Source organism: Halobacterium salinarum DSM 3754 (assembly GCF_008124605.1).
GTDB lineage: Archaea > Halobacteriota > Halobacteria > Halobacteriales > Halobacteriaceae > Halobacterium > Halobacterium salinarum.
Genome location: NZ_VRYN01000001.1, coordinates 741,915 through 757,753 on the forward strand (window position 1 = coordinate 741,915; position 15,839 = coordinate 757,753).

Annotated in this window: 20 protein-coding genes and 1 tRNA gene; 10 read left to right on the forward strand and 11 right to left on the reverse strand. The window is 69.9% G+C overall.

Annotation, left to right across the window (positions count from 1 at the left end; translation table 11 throughout):
* Window positions 1-6 precede the first annotated feature (6 nt).
* Window positions 7-1,179 carry an MFS transporter gene (locus APQ99_RS03885; protein ID WP_012289505.1) on the forward strand — a complete coding sequence of 391 codons (1,173 nt, stop codon included), beginning with the start codon at window positions 7-9 and terminating at the stop codon, window positions 1,177-1,179.
* Between the two features lie 3 nt (window positions 1,180-1,182).
* Here the strand turns inward: APQ99_RS03885 and thrC are convergent, their stop codons facing one another.
* The 6 genes from thrC to APQ99_RS03915 form a co-directional block, all read right to left on the reverse strand.
* Window positions 1,183-2,430 carry a threonine synthase gene (thrC, locus tag APQ99_RS03890; protein ID WP_136360915.1) on the reverse strand — a complete coding sequence of 416 codons (1,248 nt, stop codon included), beginning with the start codon at window positions 2,428-2,430 and terminating at the stop codon, window positions 1,183-1,185.
* A gap of 70 nt (window positions 2,431-2,500) precedes the next feature.
* Window positions 2,501-2,767, reverse strand: coding sequence for a DUF7571 family protein (locus tag APQ99_RS03895; protein WP_136360916.1), 267 nt, complete (start codon window positions 2,765-2,767; stop codon window positions 2,501-2,503).
* Window positions 2,768-2,836: 69 nt separating this feature from the next.
* Entirely contained in the window at window positions 2,837-3,151 is a 315-nt protein-coding gene (locus tag APQ99_RS03900) for a YbjQ family protein (protein ID WP_010903818.1), read from the reverse strand.
* Between the two features lie 69 nt (window positions 3,152-3,220).
* Window positions 3,221-3,709 (reverse strand): hypothetical protein, encoded by a 489-nt coding sequence (locus APQ99_RS03905; protein ID WP_136360917.1) that lies wholly within the window; start codon window positions 3,707-3,709, stop codon window positions 3,221-3,223.
* A 15-nt stretch (window positions 3,710-3,724) separates the two neighbouring features.
* On the reverse strand, window positions 3,725-5,182 hold the full coding sequence (gene argH, locus APQ99_RS03910) for an argininosuccinate lyase (RefSeq protein WP_136360918.1): 1,458 nt from the start codon (window positions 5,180-5,182) through the stop codon (window positions 3,725-3,727).
* The gene (locus tag APQ99_RS03915; RefSeq protein ID WP_136360919.1) at window positions 5,179-6,369 is read right to left on the reverse strand and encodes an argininosuccinate synthase; all 1,191 of its coding nucleotides are present in this window, start codon (window positions 6,367-6,369) and stop codon (window positions 5,179-5,181) included. The genes argH and APQ99_RS03915 overlap by 4 nt, the downstream gene beginning before the upstream one ends.
* Window positions 6,370-6,642: 273 nt before the next feature.
* On the opposite strand from APQ99_RS03915, the gene APQ99_RS03920 reads away from it, so the two are divergent.
* Complete coding sequence (locus APQ99_RS03920; RefSeq protein WP_012289506.1) at window positions 6,643-6,837, forward strand: DUF7554 family protein; 195 nt, start codon at window positions 6,643-6,645, stop codon at window positions 6,835-6,837.
* Window positions 6,838-6,880: 43 nt separating this feature from the next.
* Window positions 6,881-7,408, forward strand: a complete 528-nt coding sequence (locus APQ99_RS03925) for a 2'-5' RNA ligase family protein (protein WP_136360920.1) — start codon at window positions 6,881-6,883, stop codon at window positions 7,406-7,408.
* 6 nt (window positions 7,409-7,414) lie between these two features.
* Here APQ99_RS03925 and APQ99_RS03930 read toward each other — a convergent pair whose 3' ends face one another.
* Window positions 7,415-9,613 (reverse strand): ATP-dependent DNA helicase, encoded by a 2,199-nt coding sequence (locus APQ99_RS03930; protein ID WP_136361663.1) that lies wholly within the window; start codon window positions 9,611-9,613, stop codon window positions 7,415-7,417.
* A gap of 154 nt (window positions 9,614-9,767) precedes the next feature.
* Here APQ99_RS03930 and APQ99_RS12500 point away from each other — a divergent pair, with 154 nt between their 5' ends.
* On the forward strand, window positions 9,768-9,911 hold the full coding sequence (locus APQ99_RS12500; protein ID WP_010903825.1) for a hypothetical protein: 144 nt from the start codon (window positions 9,768-9,770) through the stop codon (window positions 9,909-9,911).
* A gap of 32 nt (window positions 9,912-9,943) precedes the next feature.
* Here the strand turns inward: APQ99_RS12500 and dpsA are convergent, their stop codons facing one another.
* Window positions 9,944-10,492 carry a DNA starvation/stationary phase protection protein DpsA gene (dpsA, locus tag APQ99_RS03935; protein ID WP_010903826.1) on the reverse strand — a complete coding sequence of 183 codons (549 nt, stop codon included), beginning with the start codon at window positions 10,490-10,492 and terminating at the stop codon, window positions 9,944-9,946.
* A 203-nt stretch (window positions 10,493-10,695) separates the two neighbouring features.
* On the opposite strand from dpsA, the gene APQ99_RS03940 reads away from it, so the two are divergent.
* The gene (locus APQ99_RS03940; protein ID WP_136360921.1) at window positions 10,696-11,208 is read left to right on the forward strand and encodes a metallophosphoesterase; all 513 of its coding nucleotides are present in this window, start codon (window positions 10,696-10,698) and stop codon (window positions 11,206-11,208) included.
* A gap of 50 nt (window positions 11,209-11,258) precedes the next feature.
* On the opposite strand, the gene APQ99_RS03945 is transcribed toward APQ99_RS03940, so the two are convergent.
* The gene (locus tag APQ99_RS03945; RefSeq protein WP_010903828.1) at window positions 11,259-11,891 is read right to left on the reverse strand and encodes an ArsR/SmtB family transcription factor; all 633 of its coding nucleotides are present in this window, start codon (window positions 11,889-11,891) and stop codon (window positions 11,259-11,261) included.
* Between the two features lie 105 nt (window positions 11,892-11,996).
* On the opposite strand from APQ99_RS03945, the gene APQ99_RS12920 reads away from it, so the two are divergent.
* Entirely contained in the window at window positions 11,997-12,128 is a 132-nt protein-coding gene (locus APQ99_RS12920) for a DUF7859 family protein (protein ID WP_260173106.1), read from the forward strand.
* Here the strand turns inward: APQ99_RS12920 and APQ99_RS03950 are convergent.
* Window positions 12,125-13,141, reverse strand: coding sequence for a threonine aldolase family protein (locus APQ99_RS03950; RefSeq protein WP_136360922.1), 1,017 nt, complete (start codon window positions 13,139-13,141; stop codon window positions 12,125-12,127). The two genes, APQ99_RS12920 and APQ99_RS03950, sit on opposite strands and share 4 nt — an antisense overlap.
* Before the next feature lie 86 nt (window positions 13,142-13,227).
* Between APQ99_RS03950 and APQ99_RS03955 the strand changes: the two genes are divergently transcribed.
* Both APQ99_RS03955 and APQ99_RS12505 read left to right on the forward strand, forming a co-directional pair.
* Complete coding sequence (locus APQ99_RS03955) at window positions 13,228-14,337, forward strand: aminopeptidase (RefSeq protein WP_010903831.1); 1,110 nt, start codon at window positions 13,228-13,230, stop codon at window positions 14,335-14,337.
* Window positions 14,338-14,464: 127 nt separating this feature from the next.
* On the forward strand, window positions 14,465-14,614 hold the full coding sequence (locus APQ99_RS12505) for a hypothetical protein (protein WP_157849923.1): 150 nt from the start codon (window positions 14,465-14,467) through the stop codon (window positions 14,612-14,614).
* Between the two features lie 54 nt (window positions 14,615-14,668).
* Here APQ99_RS12505 and APQ99_RS03960 read toward each other — a convergent pair.
* Window positions 14,669-14,743, reverse strand: a tRNA-Arg gene (locus APQ99_RS03960).
* Between the two features lie 113 nt (window positions 14,744-14,856).
* Here APQ99_RS03960 and APQ99_RS03965 point away from each other — a divergent pair.
* Both APQ99_RS03965 and APQ99_RS03970 read left to right on the forward strand, forming a co-directional pair.
* On the forward strand, window positions 14,857-15,429 hold the full coding sequence (locus APQ99_RS03965; protein WP_010903833.1) for an AAA family ATPase: 573 nt from the start codon (window positions 14,857-14,859) through the stop codon (window positions 15,427-15,429).
* A complete protein-coding gene (locus tag APQ99_RS03970) occupies window positions 15,422-15,838 on the forward strand; it encodes an RNA-binding domain-containing protein (RefSeq protein ID WP_010903834.1) in 417 nt (138 codons plus the stop codon). The genes APQ99_RS03965 and APQ99_RS03970 overlap by 8 nt, the downstream gene beginning before the upstream one ends.
* Window position 15,839: the final 1 nt, after the last annotated feature.

A 15,839-nucleotide genomic window follows, 5' to 3' on the forward strand; every position in this document is an offset into this window, starting at 1 on the left:
ACAACAGTGACATCTCCCAGCGACGACGGCCTCGTTCGTGGATACGCCGGGCGGCTGCTGGTCGCCATCTCCACCGGCTGGTTCGCGATTCAGGCCGGCCGCCTCGTCCTGTCGCCGATGCTGTCGGCGCTCACCGCGGACATCCACATCACCAACACCAAGGCCGGGTTCGCGTTCACGACGCTGTGGGGGTTGTACGCGCTGTTGCAGTACCCGAGCGGCCGCCTCTCCGACGCCCTCTCGCGGAAGACGCTGCTGGTCACCGGGCTCGGGATGGCGTCGGGTGGGTTCGTCGTCCTCGCAACCGCGCGCTCGTACGCCGCGTTGCTCGTGGGGGCGGCCATCGTCGGCACCGGTGCAGGGCTCTACCCCACCGCCGCCCGCGCGCTCGTTGCGGACCTCTACTCGACCAAGCAGGGCCGGGCGTTCGGCCTGCACACAGCTTCCGGCGATCTCGGCGGGATGTCGGCCGCCGGCATCGCCGCGGTCGCGCTCGCGCTCCTCAGCTGGCGGTACGCGTTCGTCCCCATCGTCTGTCTCACCGCCGCCGTCGCCATCGCGTTGCACGTCTGGAGCCGCGAATCGTACGTCTTCGAGCGCCGGTCGCTTGCCGTCCGCGACACCGCCGCCCGCCTCCTCTCGGGGACCCAGTTCCGGTGGATCCTGGTGGCGTACACGCTGTACGCGTTCACCTGGCAGGCCATCGCCGCGTTCCTGCCGACGTTTTTCACCGACGGCAAGGAGTTCGCGCCGGTGGTCGGCACCGTCGCCTTCGGCGCGCTGTTCGCCGTCGGCGCCATCGCCAAACCCACTGCAGGCACGCTGTCGGACACGATCTCCCGGCGCGCGCTCGCCGTTGGCGCGCTCGTGTTGGGCGCGGCCGCGCTCTCCGCGGTCGTGGTGGTGCCGTCCCCCGTGGCCGCCGTCGGTGCGGTGGTGGTGTTTGCGGCGGGACTGCTGGCGTTCCCGCCGGTGATGCAGTCGTATCTGATGGACGCGTTCCCCCCGGAGTCCGCCGGCGGCGACCTCGGCGCGATGCGGACCGTCTACATCGGGCTGGGCGCGCTCGGCCCGACGTACGTCGGCGCCGTGTCGACCGCCGCCAACTACGAGATCGCGTTCTGGGGGCTGGTCGGCGCGCTGATCGTGGCCGCCGTGATCATCGCGCGCGTCACCTGACGCTCAGAGCGCGTCGAGGACGCCGTCGGCGTCCGCCGGCACCGGCGTGGTGTCGCCCCCGGCGGCGGCCGCGGCGGCCGGGTCTTTCAGCAGGTGGCCGGTGGTCAGACAGACCACGCGCTCGTCGGCGCTGATTTCGCCGCGCTCGCGGAGCGCCAGCAGGCCCGCGACGCTGGCCGCCGACGCCGGCTCCACCCCGATGCCGTCGCCGGCGAGCATGCGCTGGGCGTCCGTGATGCGGTCGTCGGAGACGGCGACGGCGGTGCCACCCGTCTCGTAGACGCCCGGCAGCGCTTTCGGCGCGTTCACGGGGTTTCCAATGCGGATGGCGGTCGCGCGCGTCTCGACGTCCGTCCAGCGCTCGGTGCGCCCGCGGCCCGCCTCGACGGCTTCGACCATCGGTGCCGCCCCCGCGGCCTGCACGCCGGTGAGCGCCGGCATCTCGTCGTCGGTCATCGCGCCCGCCGCGACGAGTTCGCGGAACGCCTTGTAGAGGGCCGCCGTGTTCCCGGCGTTCCCCACCGGGAGCACGATGCGGTCGGGCCACTCGCCGGTGGCCGTCCGGGACTGCTCAAGGATCTCGAACGCGATGGTCTTCTGGCCCTCCAGGCGGAACGGGTTCAGGCTGTTCAGGAGGTACGCCTCCCCGCGGGCGGCGAGTTCGGCGACCACGTCCAGGCAGTCGTCGAAGTTGCCGTCGACCTCGCAGATGCGTGCGCCGTGCAGCGCCGCCTGCGCGATCTTCCCCGCCGCCACCTTGCCCGCGGGGAGCAACACCAACACGGGGGTGTCGGCGCGCCCGCCGTACGCCGCCAGCGCCGCCGAGGTGTTCCCCGTCGACGCGCACGCCAGCCGGTCGACGCCGAGGCGCTCGGCGACCCGGACGCCCACGGTCATCCCGCGGTCCTTGAAGCTCCCCGTCGGGTTCATCCCCTCGTGTTTCACGCGGACGTCGGCCACGCCGGCCGCCGCCGCGACGTCGGGTGCCTCGTACAGCGGCGTGTCGCCCTCCTGGACGGAGACGCCCGCGTCGACCGGGAGCGCGTCGGCGTACCGCCAGACCCCGCGCCCACTGAACGCCTCGAATCCCGGGTAGTCGGCGTACCGCGCCTCCAGCAGGCCGCTGCACTCCGGGCACCGGTACACCACGTCCGCGAACGGTGCCAGCGTCCCACCACACTCCACGCACGCCAGCCAGACGTCGTCGGTCGCGCACGCCGGCGTCTCGCCCGCCAGCGAGAGGTCAGTCATGGCTCGGTTTCCGTGGGCGACCCACAAATACCAGGCGGGTGGTGTGAGTATTGCCACCGACCTCCGGGGGTCAGTCCGACACCACGTCGCTGCGCCAGCCGGGGTCGTGGCCGCCGGCCAGCAGGTCAGCCCGACACGCCGGACAGTAATGCGGGGGTTTCGTGGCGCTCTCGGGGACGTAGACCGCGCCGCCACACGTCACACACGCGTCGTCGACGACGGTCACGCAGTCCGCACAGAGGTTGAAATCGTCGACTGTCAGCTCGCGCAGCCCGTCGAGTTGTTTGTCGAGGGTGTACTCGTCGATGACCGACTGACAGTTGTGGCACGGTTGCATTGCGATACGTCTTGATGGTCGTTCTCATGGCACAAGAAGTTGTCCCCGACGGCGACACGGCACCCGCCCTCAGGCCAGCGTCACGGCGGTGCCGTACGCGATGACCTCCGAGCCGCCGTTCGCGATCTCCGAACTCTCCAAGCGCACGTTCACAACCGCGTCAGCGCCCATCGACCGCGCGTCCTCGGCCATCCGATCCAGCGCGTCGTCGCGGGCGTCGGTCAACAGCTCCGAGTACGCCTTCAACTCGCCGCCGGTGATGTTCCGGATGCTCTGCGTGATGTCCCGGCCGACGTTCCGGGCTTTCACCGTGTTCCCGCGCGCGACGCCCAGCGACTCCGTGATCTCGCGCCCGGGCACGGTCTCGGTCGTAACGAACTCCATACTCCGGGGTTTCGGCCGCTGGAACAAAAACCTCAGCCCCGCACGCAGCCACTGCGATCCGGCCCGGGCTCACCCGCCCACCGACGGCGTGACCCGGATGCCAGCCCGTCCGTTGAGCCCACGCACCACCGGATCACGCCGCCCCCCGTCGACCACCACCGCTTCCGCGACCCCGCCTGCGACCGCCGCCTCGGCCGCCACCACCGCCTCCGACACGCCGTCGGCGTCCGCCACCACCACCAGCGAGGCGTCCAACGCCCCGGCGATGGCGGCCGCCGCGCGGTCGACGTCTCCCGACACCACGGGCACGCACCCGGCGTCGCACTCCTCGGCCAGCACGGCCGCACTCACACACTCCCGGTCCCCCGCCAGGACGGCCGCCTCGTCGAGCGCCACGCCCGGTACGCCGACCGCCCGGAACGCCGCCAGCACGTCCTCCGCGGCCACTGCCCCGCCGCACACGACCACGACCGCCTCGCCGTTCGCCGCGAGATGCGCCACATCGGCCGCCGCCACTCCCGGATCGCCGGCCGCACTGAGCGCCACGACGACCGTCATCCGCCCCGCCCCCACTCACACATACCCCGACACCTCCGCGGCCAGCGCGTCCGCAGCGTCCGCCAGCGACGCCCGTTCGGCCGCCAGCGCCGCCTCGTCGGCGTCGATCCCGTCGCGCACGTCCGCCACGGCGGCCTCGACGGCCGCCGGTGCCGGGCCGCCCGCCGAATCCCTAGCGGCGACGCTCTCCACGGGATCCAGCGCGTCAGCCACCGCCGCCGGCTCCACGACCGCGGACAACGGCTCCCCGGTCACCGCCTCGGTCGCGGCCGCCACCGCGTCCAGGGTCGCCCCCTCGCCGCCGCGCTCGGCCGCCAGCGCCACGACCTCGTGGGCCGTCCGGAACGGCAGCCCCCCCGCCGCGAGCGCGTCCGCCACACCGGTCGCGGTCGAAAACCCCTCGCCCGCCGCGGCTTCGAGGTCGTCAGCGGGCCAGCCCGCGGTCGCCACCACGCCCGCCGCCACCTCGACCGCGCTGGTCACGCCATCCACGGCGGTCCACGCGTGCCCGGTCGCACGCTGCAGGTCGCGGTTGTACGCCCGCGGCAGCCCCTGCAGCGTCGTCGCGAGGGCCTGCTGCGCGCCCACCGCGTCGCCCGCGGTCGCGCGCACCAACTCCATGGTGTCCGGGTTCTTCTTCTGGGGCATGATCGACGACGTCGACGCGTAGTCGTCGCTCACCTCGACGAACCCGCGGTTCGCGAAGAACACCACGTCCGCGGCCAGCCCCGAACACGTCACCGCCACCGACGCCAGCGCGCTCACCGCCTCCAGCAGGAAATCACGGCTGGCGGCGGCGTCGGCCGCGTTCGCCACGACGCCGTCGAACCCCAGCAGGGCGGCCGTGCGCTCGCGGTCGACGCCGAAGGTGGTGCCGGCGAACGCCGCCGCGCCCAGCGGCGACTCGTTCGTGCGCCCGTAGGCGTCGCACAGCCGGCCGGTGTCACGGGCGAGCGTCCCCGCGTACGAGAGCGCCCAGTGCGCGACGGTCGTCGGCTGTGCGGGCTGCAGGTGCGTGAACCCCGGCATCACCGTCTCGGCCTCCGCCGCCGCGACGTCGGCCAGCGCACTCCGCAGCGCCACCACGGCCTCGACGGCGTCCAGCAGGTCCGCGCGCAGCCGGTACCGGATGCACGCCGCCACCTCGTCGTTGCGCGACCGCGCGGTGTGTAGCTTCCCGCCGTCACGCCCGACAGCCTCCACGACCGCCGTCTCGATGGCCTCGTGCACGTCCTCGCCCGGGGGAAGCGCGTCGAACCCCGCCGCCTCAACGTCGGCCAGCGCGCCCAGGATCGCCGCCGCCGCCTCGTCGCCGATAATATCCTGCTCGGCGAGCATCACGACGTGTGCGCGGTCCACCGCGAGGTCCGCCTCGAAGATGCGGCCGTCGCCGTCCATCGACGAGAGGAACGAGCGTGCGGGCCCGCCGCTGAACCGGTCGCGGCGCACCACCGGATCGCCGCCCCCGGTCATTTGTTGCCGTCGAACGCCGCGTTCGCCAACCGCGACTGGAAGCCGTGGTACTTCGCGACCCCCGTGGCGTCGGCCTGCTCGATCCCCGCCACGGTCTCGGTGTTGAACGACGCCGCGTCCGCGGAGTACACCGCGTGCTCGCTCTCGCGGGCGATCGGGCGCGCCCGCCCGCCCTCGAAGGCGATGGTCACCGTGCCACTGACCGCCGACTGGGTTTCGTCCAGATACCCGTTCAGCGCGTCCATCAGCGGATGCTCGACGACCCCCTCGTAGGCCTTTTGCGCCCACTGCTGGCTCACCGCCGCGGTGAAATCCCGCTCGGCCTTCGTCAACACGAGCCCCTCCAAGGCCTTGTGGGCCGCCAGCAGCGTGGTCGCGGCCGGATGCTCGTAGTTCTCGCGGACTTTCAACCCCAGCATGCGGTCTTCGAGCATGTCCGTGCGGCCGACGCCGTAGCTCCCCGCGCGGTCGTTCAGCGCCTCGATGAGCGCCACCGGCTCCATCGCCGTCCCGTCGACGGCCACCGGCACCCCGGCCTCGAAGGTGATGTCGACGGTGCCCGTCTCACCGCTCGGCGCGTCGGTCCACGCGTAGATGTCCGCGGGCGGCTGGTAGTCGGGCTCCTCCAGGTGGCCGCCCTCCACGCTGCGACTCCAGAGGTTCGTGTCGATGCTCCACTCGCCCTCGTTGCCCGCCTCCACCGGGAGGTCGCGCTCGGCGGCGTACTCGATCTCCCACTCGCGGGTCAACCCGAGCTCGCGGACGGGCGCACACACCTCGTGATCGCTGGCGCGCCACACCGCCTCGAAGCGCAACTGGTCGTTTCCCTTCCCCGTGCAGCCGTGGGCCAGCGCCGCACAGCCCTCGGCTTCGGCCACCGACAGGATGGCGTCGGCGATGATCGGGCGGGCAAGCGCGGTGCCGAGCGGATACCCCTGGTAGGTCGCGTTGGCACGCACGGCGTCGAAACACAGCGCGGCGAACTCGGCCGTGGCGTCGACGACGTGGTGCTCGACGCCCAGCGCGGCGGCGGTCTCCCGGGCCGCCGCGAACTCGGCGTCGGGCTGCCCGACGTCGACGGTGACGCCGATCACGTCGTCGTAGCCGTACTCCTCTTTCAACAGCGGGACACAGACTGTCGTGTCGAGCCCGCCCGAGAAGGCGAGCGCGACGGTTCCTGATGGCATTGTGTATGTAGCGTATCGCAGTGGTCGAACGGCGGTGCGGTCGACGACGAACGGTAGAACAGGGCTAGCTATAGGGGGTCACGGGGACCCCGTCGTCGTCGGCGCTGCGACACGCCAGCCGCGGCGCTCCCGGCGGACAGCGGCGACCGCACGCTGGTGGGAGCCGGCGGCGTCATCTACCTCCGAGAAACGCAGCCACCGAGTTAAACGTTTCCTGGCAACTAGTCACATGGAAGTCGGTAGGCTCTTAGTCGTCGTCACGCAACCCCTCCCATGCCCCGCGCACGCGGCGCGCTCGACACGGACTCGCTGGTGAAAATCGCCCTCGCGCTGGTCGTCGTCTGGCTCGCGATCGAAGTCCTCGATGCACTCCTCGGCGCGCTCACCGCCGCTCTCCGGCTCGCACGCCCACTCATCGCGCTCGTGATCGTCATCGTCGTTGCCCTCTGGCTGCTCGACGAACTGTAGGAACAACGTCAGGGCTTTCACGATCCACGCCCGACGGACGGGCGTGTACAGCGTGAACGCGCCGGTTCCGCCCGCCGTCAACGAGATCGCGGCCGACCTCCGGCCCGCGCTCACCGAGTTCGATCGCGTCCGCCAGCGCCACGAACAGACGCTGCTGGTCAAGCGCGTGCCCGCCGACACCCGCAAGGAAGCGCTGGCGGCGTGGCAGACCGCCCAGGACGCCCTCCAAGGCGCGCCCGCCGCCCAAGCCCGCATCTCGGAGATCGACACCTTCCAGAACCCGCCCAACGGCTCCAGTCCGGTCGTCTACCTCGCCGTCGAGAGCCCCGGCATCCACCACCTCCACGACCGCCTCTGTGACCCCTTCGACCCCGTTCCCGTGATGGAGGGCGGCGACGACTACGACCCCCACGTCACGCTGGCCCGCGACGCCGACGGGTTCCGCGGCCAGCGCGCCGTCGACGCCATCGACGGCCGCGCGGTCGGCCCCGTCACCTGGACCATCGACGAACTCTCCCTCTACGACGCCACCGTCGGCGAACCCGTCGACACCGTCTCGCTGCCGGCGTAACGCCGCCTACGGAGTCGGCGGATCGCCACCGTACGCCCCCAGATCGCCGTAGAAGTTCAACAACGAGAACCGCAGCTTCTCCGGATCGACGTCCACCATCTCCGCGCGCTCGCTCGGCGGGAACGTCGGGTTCACCGAATACTTCTGCATCCCGGTGCGGCTCGCGGCCGTGTACCGCCGATCGACCAACATCCGCACGCCGAAGTCCTCCGGCGACCGAATCACGCGCCCCATCGCCTGGCGGGTCTTCCGCACGGTCGGGATCTCCACCGCGTACCGCCAGCCGGCGTCCTGGCGGTCGCTGCGAAGTCCCTGGTCGGCATCGCGGTCCGCGAACGCCTGGGCGTACGCGTCCTGGACGGCCTCGGTCCGCGCGTCCAGATGCGGGTACGGGACGCCGACGACCGCGACCGTCCGCGCGTCGTCACCGTCGAAGCTCACGCCCTCGGCCAGGGTCCCCCACAGCGAGGTGAACAGCGCGCCGTCCCCGTCGGCGACGAACGCCTCCCGGAGGTCGTCAGCCGCCACCCCCGGTTCGTCCAGATACCGCGTGGCGTCGCAGTCCGCCAGCAGGTCGTGGTAGCGCTTCGCCTCGGCGTAACTCGGGAAGAAAAACAGACAGTTGCCCGGCGTGTACGCCGCGGCGTCCCGGAGCGCGCCCGCGACCGCCTGCTGGGTCGCGCGGTCCTCGCGGTTCGAGGAGAACAACGGCTCGGTGTCGACGGCGAACGTCCGGCGGCGATCCTCGGGGAACTGCAGCCCGAACGCCAACTCAACGGGGTCGTCCAACCCCAACACGTCGCCGATCACGTCGAAGGGCCGCAGCGTCGCACTCATCAGGACGCTTGCGTGCACGGCGTCGAACAGGTCGGTGGTCACCTCCCGCGGGATGCAGGTGTAGCGCTCGGCCCGCCCGTACACCGCCTCGGTGCGGTCGTCGCGGCGCACCGCCGCCGTCGGATACTGCCCGAACTCGCCGCCGCGCTCGACGTACGCCTCTACGAACTCGGCGGCGGCCAGCACGTGGCACTCCCGGCGGGTCGTCGCGTCGCCGTTCCGATACGCGTCCTCGTACTCCCCGTCCAGGTACTCCCCCAACCCCAGGGCGTCGGTGACGTCCTCGGTGATCCCCGGGCCGGTGTACGACTGGAGGAACGCCAGCGTCAGGTCGTCCCGGCGGTCGTCGTTGGCGACCGGCACGTCCACCCAGTTCGACTCCACCGCCGACTTCGTGTCCGCCGGTCCATCACCGCCCGGACGCAGCGCGTCCTCGTAGGTCTCGACGAGCGCATCCCGGAACGCCCCGAGCACGCGCTCGGCGGCCGCTGCCCGCTGATCGCTCGTGTCCTGGAGCTCGTCCAGGGCGCTGTCGAGGGTCTGTTCGGTGAGCGTCTCGGCGGCGTGGTCGCGGGCGGCGTCCTCGATGTTGTGCGCCTCGTCGAACACCACCACCACGTCCTCGGGGTCCCGGCCCAACCAGCGGAAGAACTGCGCCCGAATCCCCGGGTCCAACAGGTGGTGGTAGTTGCAGACCGCCAGATCCACGCCCTCGATGCCGTCCTTGAGGAGCTCGTACCCGCAGAACCCCGCCTCCTCGGCGTAGCCGTAGATGTCCTCCGGGGTGCGGACGTCGTCGTACAGCCACTGGTAGAACTCGTCGGTGTTCCCCACGAGGTTCTGGCGGTAGCGCTCGCAGACGTTGCCGTCCTGGAGGGCCGCCAACTCCGACTCGACGGCTTCCAGCTCGTCCATGACGGCCTGCCGGGCGTCGGCGGCCTCGGTGTCGCCGTCCTGTGCCTCGTCGAGCAGAGCGCGCTGGCGTTCTTCGAGCTGGCGTTTGTCCCGGGTGGCGTCCACGAGCTCGTGGGTGTTGTCCCGCAGCACCTGGCACTCCTCGTAGTCCACGTCGATGTGACACATCGACCCCTTGCCCTTGAACACGACCGCGCGGATGGGTTCGGTGGCGTGTATCTCGCGGGCCTCGCGCACGAACTGGCGCATCTGCTGGTGGACGTTGGTCGTGATGACGACCGTTTTGTCCTCGGCCTGGGCGTGCGACAGCGCCGGCGCGAGCGCGGCAAGGGTTTTGCCCGTTCCGCACGCCCCCTCGAACAACACGTTGGTGCCGCCGTCGAGCGCGTCCCGGATCGCGTCCATCGCGGCCCGCTGGTTGTCGTACGGCGACGGCTTCGGGAAGAACTGCATGTAGTCGGGGGTGTCGTCTCTGCGTGCGGCCACGGTGTCCCGGAATACGAACGGCTTGCAGTATAAACCTCCGGCTCAGCGCGACGACCGCCACAAACGCCCTGTTTTAGGCCGACCAAAACACATATGATAGCACCGCTGCATAGGGCCTGATATGCCAGTTACGCGGGACGCTGACGACGACACCGAAGACCGCCTCACCGCCCTCCAATCTTCGCCGGAGCGAACCGTATTCACCGAGGATGGCAACGCCGACGGCTGGCTCTCGACGGACCTCACGGTAGACGTCGAACGCTAGTCGCGAAAGAACAGTGGTGGGTTCTCGCCGGCTTACTCCAGGGCGCCCTGCGTGACGAGCGTGTCGTCCTCCAGGTAGTGCTCGATGTGGTGGGCGTCGTCTTCGAGCTCGATGAGCCCCTCACGGAGCATGTGTGCCGTCGCGTGGTCGCCGAGGTTCTCCGCGAGTTCGGTGTGTTCGCGGGTGGCCTCGATGATGTCCCCGTAGATCGCCATGTCGTTCGCCAGCGACGTCCGGATGTCGTAGACGTCCTCGTCCTCGACGTCGACGGACGCCTCGGCCTGCAGTGTCTCGGGGCTGGCGTGGGGCACGCCACCAAGCGCTTGCACGCGCTCGGCGAGCTCGTCGGCGACCTCCTCGGCCGTCTCGGCGGCCTCACCGAGGAACAGGTGCAGGTCCCGGAACTCCGCCCCCTCCACGTTCCAGTGGTGCTTCTTGAGCTGGTGGTAGAGGACGTACACGTTCGCGAGATCGGCGTTCAGGGCGTCTACACACTGTTCGGCGCGGTCGGCGTCCATCCGCAGTGCGTCCGACCCTTCGACTTCACCGGCGGTCGCTCGCGCGTTCTTTTGCGTGCTCATAACGATTACACGTTGGACCGCCTGCCACTTAAAGCTTTCCGCTGCATCCAAATTTTGTTTGGCGTAGCAAAAACAAATTTCTTCGATAGCCGTTGTTATTCTCTGTGATTGCGTACTCGGGGCCACCCAAACACCACGCACAGCCGAGTGGGCCTCCCCACCGGCCGCAACGCTCACACGCCCCCACACACTACGCCACACCGATGATCGCCGTCCTCGCGGACACACACAGCGACACCGACCACGCGCTCACCGGCCACGCCCGTCAGGCAGTCGCCGACGCCGACACCGTCGTGCACGCCGGCGACTTCACCACCGAATCGTCCCTGGACGCCTTCCACGACGCCGCCACCCGCCTCCACGCCGTCCACGGCAACGCCGACTCCCCCGCCGTCCGCGACCGCCTCCCGCCGGCCCGCACGATCACCACCGCCGGCCTCCGCATCGCGCTCACCCACCGCGAACCCGGCGGCGACACGGCGCTGTCGCTGTTCGGCCGCGAACGAGGCGCCGACATCGTCGTCTCCGGGCACACCCACACCCCGACGCTCACCACCACGCCCACAGCCGTCCTCCTCAACCCCGGTAGCCACGCCGACCCACGCGGCTCCCCGGCTGCACACGCGACTCTCCACCCAACCGACCACGGCGTCCGCATTGCGATCTCCACCCGCGACGGCGACACCATCCGCTCGACCCACGTCTCACGCGACTAGCCTCGCACACTCGTCTACAGGCCCTTCAAGACGAGTGCCACGGGGTGGGTTCACCAGGCCGCCCTCGCCTTTGCGATCACGGCACCGACACCAAGCCCCACAACCAGCAGCCCACCACCGGCCACCACCGCCTCGCGAAGCCCATACCGCGCCACCTGCATCAGCGTCCACACGGCGTCCCAACTCGTGGCCGCCCCCGGAGCCGCCTGCGCCGCCGCACCGGTCCCGATCTGTACGCCGCTTGCACCGCCACCGCCGACGTGTTGCACCGCAACGGTCGCCAGACTCACCGCGCCGATCCCGCCGAACAACCCCGACAGCGCCGCCCGAACGCTCTCGCCGTCCTCTTCGCTGCCCGCGAACAACACCACCGGCGTGTCGCGCGCCCCGTACACGCTCATCTCCCGTCCCTTCGAGGAATACCGCGTGTCACACTCCTGGACCAACGCCGCGCCTTCGAGGCGATCGAGATGGTACTGGATGTTCTGCAGGGAGGTCTCCATGTCCGCGGCGAGTTCCGACGGCGTCGATGGCGTGTCGTGGACGGCCGCGTAGATGTCCCGCGCCGTCTCGGACCCCAGCGCCGACAGCAGCTGGTCCGCATCGTCGGAATCAACCCCGACAACCCGTGGGCCATCACTGGACGCCGACGGCTCCGACGCCGATGGGAGGAGCCCGGTCATTACGAAACAGTATCACCAATCTATGATTAATGTTTTGTTACCTTGCGTGTGTATTCTTCCCGACGACCCGAAACCACTATGCCACACGCCATGCATCACTCCCTCATGGCCTCGCTCGGACCCGTCTTCTACGTCTTCGCGGCTGCGCTCCTGCTGTTCGTGTTCTTCACCTTCCTGTTCATCCGGCGCACCGTCGCCAGTTTCCGCGACGGCGTCGAGAACAGCAACCGGGATTAGACGACCTCCCCCGCCGCCGACACCACCGCCGCGATGTCCGCGCCCCCGATGTCGCGGTGCGTGCAGAACCGGACCGTGTACTCGCCGTCCGCCGTCCCCAGCACGCCCTCTTTCTCACAGCCCGCCAGGAACGCCGTGGCGGTCACGTCCGCGTCCCGGGTGTCCACGAGCACGATGTTCGTGTCCGGTTCGGCCGCCGTCACCCCCGGGAGCGCGTCGAGGTCCTCGGCCAGCCGACGCGCGTTCTCGTGGTCCTCGTGGACTCGGTGGCGGTTCTCCAGGGCGCACACGCCCGCCGCCGCGACCATGCCTGCCTGCTGCATCCCACCCCCGTACATCTTCTGCACGCGTCGGGCCGACGCCACGAACGACTCGCTTCCCGCCAGCACTGCCCCCATGGGTGCGCCCAGCCCCGTCGACAGACACACCGCCACCGAATCCACCGGCGAAAGCAGCGTCGCCGCATCGACGCCCAGCGCGGTCGCAGCGCTGAACACCCGCGTCCCGTCGACGTGCACCGGCACGTCGTGCTCGTGGGCGGTCTCCACGGCAGCCGCGAACGCGTCGACGGGCGCCACGACCCCGCCGTTCGCCCCGTGTGCGATCTCCACGCACGCCAGCCCGACCTCCGGCCGGTGCCCACCCCCCGCCGTGATCTCGGCGGCCACCTGCTCCGCGGTCGGACAGCCGGTTTCGCCGCCGTCGAACGCGCGCGCCTGCAGCCCAGCGTGTTGTGCCAGCCCGCCACTCCCCCGCCTGTAGCTGTGGCTGGCCCGCTCGACGAGCACGCTCTGCCCGCGGGCGGTGTGTACTTGCGCCCCGATCTGGTTGGCCATCGTCCGGCTCGGCACGAACACGGCCGCCGCCATGCCCACGGCGTCCGCCGCCGTCGCCTCCACCGCTGCCACAGCCGGGTCGTCGCCGTGCTCGCCGTGCTCGACCGGCGCCTGGGCCGCCGCCTCCCGCATCGCCTCGGTCGGCGTGGCGACCGTGTCGCTGCGAAGATCGATCATATCGGGACATCCACCCCCAGGGGGAAAAGTCATCCTGCCAGTTACGTTCCGAAACATCCAACAGGCAGTTCCGACCACGTGACAGCATGGATTCACGCATCCGCCAGCACGCAGCGGTCATCGTCGACCGATGCATCGACCTGCAGCCCGACGAGAACGTCGTGGTGAGCCTGCCGCCGGTCGCCGAGGACCTCCGCGTCGCCCTCTACGAGAAGATCGGTGAAGTCGGCGCGAACCCCGTGATGCTCGCCCGTGGTGACCGCGGCATCGGCACGGACCGCGCGGCGCGCGCGTACCTCCAGGCGATCGACGCCGAGGACCTCTCCACGCCCGAACACCTCCTGCAGCTCTACGAGCACGCCGACGCCGCCGTCGTGGGCCGACCACACCGCAACGTCACCGAACAGAGCGACGTGTCCACGGAGCTGGGGGCGGCGTTCGCGGAAGCCCACCGCGACGTGCTCAACGCCCGGCTGTCGACGAAGTGGTGTCTCACCCAGTACCCCGCCCCGGCCGACGCCCAACTCGCGGGCATGTCGACGGCCGCCTACGAGGACTTCGTCTACGACGCCGTGAACAAAGACTGGGACGCCGTCGAGGACCACCAACAGCAGATGGTGGACATCCTGAACCCCGCCGAGGAAGTCCGCATCGTCTCCGGGGACACCACCGACGTCACGATGAGCGTCGCGGACATGACGACGCTGAACGACTGCGGGTCGAACAACCTGCCCGCCGGCGAGGTGTTCACCGCACCCGTTCCGGACTCCGTGGAGGGGGAGGTCGTCTTCGACAAGCCGGTGTACCATCAGGCCCGCGAGATCCAGGGCGCAGCGCTGACCTTCGAGGACGGCGAAGTCGTGTCGTTCAGCGCCGAGCAAAACGAGGACGTGCTCGCGGCCATCCTGGACACCGACGACGGCGCACGGCGGCTGGGCGAGCTGGGGATCGGGATGAACCGGGACATCGACCGGTTCACGTACAACATGCTGTTCGACGAGAAGATGGGCGACACCGTCCACATGGCCCTCGGGCGCGCGTACCCCGAGACGGTCGGCGAGGGCGTCGAGCAAAACGACTCCGCGAAGCACGTCGACATGATCGTGGACATGAGCGAGGACTCGTTCATCGAGGTCGACGGCGAGATCGTCCAGCGCAACGGGACGTTCGTCTTCGAGGACGGCTTCGACGCGTAAGCGGGCGGTCCCCCGAGGCCGGTTCCGATGTCGTCCGGCTCGCACGGTGGCCGACTGCCATAGCCGTGTTCTATGGTATCATTTGACATCATTGATTTTAATATGTTTGGGAATATATCAATTATCCGTGCCTAAGCTCGATTGTCCGGACTGCGGTCGCTCCATCGCGATGCACGAACTCGAAACCCGGACGGTCGCACAGACCGCCGGCTTTGAAACGAGCTATCGCTGCCCGTTCTGTCGCACCGACTTCCAGGAAGTCACGCAGCTCATGTAACCGCCGCTGGCGGTGCTCGTTCTCAGTGCCACGCCCCGCCGCCAGCCGACGCCACGGGCACGAGGGGATTCGAACCCCCGACATTTCGGTTAGAAGCCGAACGCTCTGTCCGGACTGAGCTACGCGCCCGCATCCGGCAGTACCACCGGGTGGCGTAAAAATCGACTGGATGACAGCCACGGCTCACACGCCCGGCAGCCACACCGAAGCACACACGTGGCGGGGTCGCTTGCAGTCTACCAATGAGAGTCATCGGGACCGTGGGCATGCCGGGCTCCGGGAAAAGCGAGGCCGCGACGGTGGCCGCCAACGCCGGCATCCCCGTGCTCGTCATGGGTGACGTGATCCGGCAGGAGTGTCGCGACCGGGGCCTGGATCCCGCCCAACACCACGGCCGCATCGCGCAAGCGCTCCGCGACGAACACGGCCCGGGCGCGATCGCCCACCAGTCACTCCCCATCATCGAGGACCACCTCACCGACGCCACGACGGTCCTCGTCGACGGGATCCGCTCGGACGTGGAAGTGACCACGTTCCGCGACGCGTTCGGCGACGACTTCACGCTCGTGCACGTCTCCGCCCCCCGAGAGTTACGCAAAGCCCGTATCGAGGACCGCGACCGACCCGGCGATACCGACGGCGAACCCCTCGACGCCCGCGAGGACCGCGAACGCGGCTTCGGAATGGACGACGCCATCGACCTGGCCGACGTCCGCATCGAGAACACCGACAGCCTCGACGCGTTCCACGACGCGGTCCGAGACCTGCTCGCCGCCGACACACCCCACACTGAGGTGCCCGACAACCATGACTGACACCACCGACGTGACCGTCCGCGTGACCGCGCCCGTCTACCCCACCGAACCCGACGACCGTGTGGCCGACGCCATCCTCCGGCTGTTCCCCGACGCCACGGTCACCGTCGAGGACGACCGTGCGGTCGCCGAGACCGACACGACGGCGTCGTTCCGCGAGCAGCTGTTCGACCAGCGCATCCTCGACACGGCGCGCGAACAGTTCCAGGCCTCCCAGACGGACGCCGGGTTCAGCTTCGACCTCAAAAAGCAGGCGGCGTTCAACGGCACGGTCAACTTCGCCGTCGGGAACCCCGACGAGCTCGGCGACCTCCACGTCGAGGTCACGGTCGCCGAGCCGGCCGTCCAACAGTTCATCGACCACCTCGCACCCCCCACCGACGGCGGCGAGCCCCTCGAAGACCCCTGAC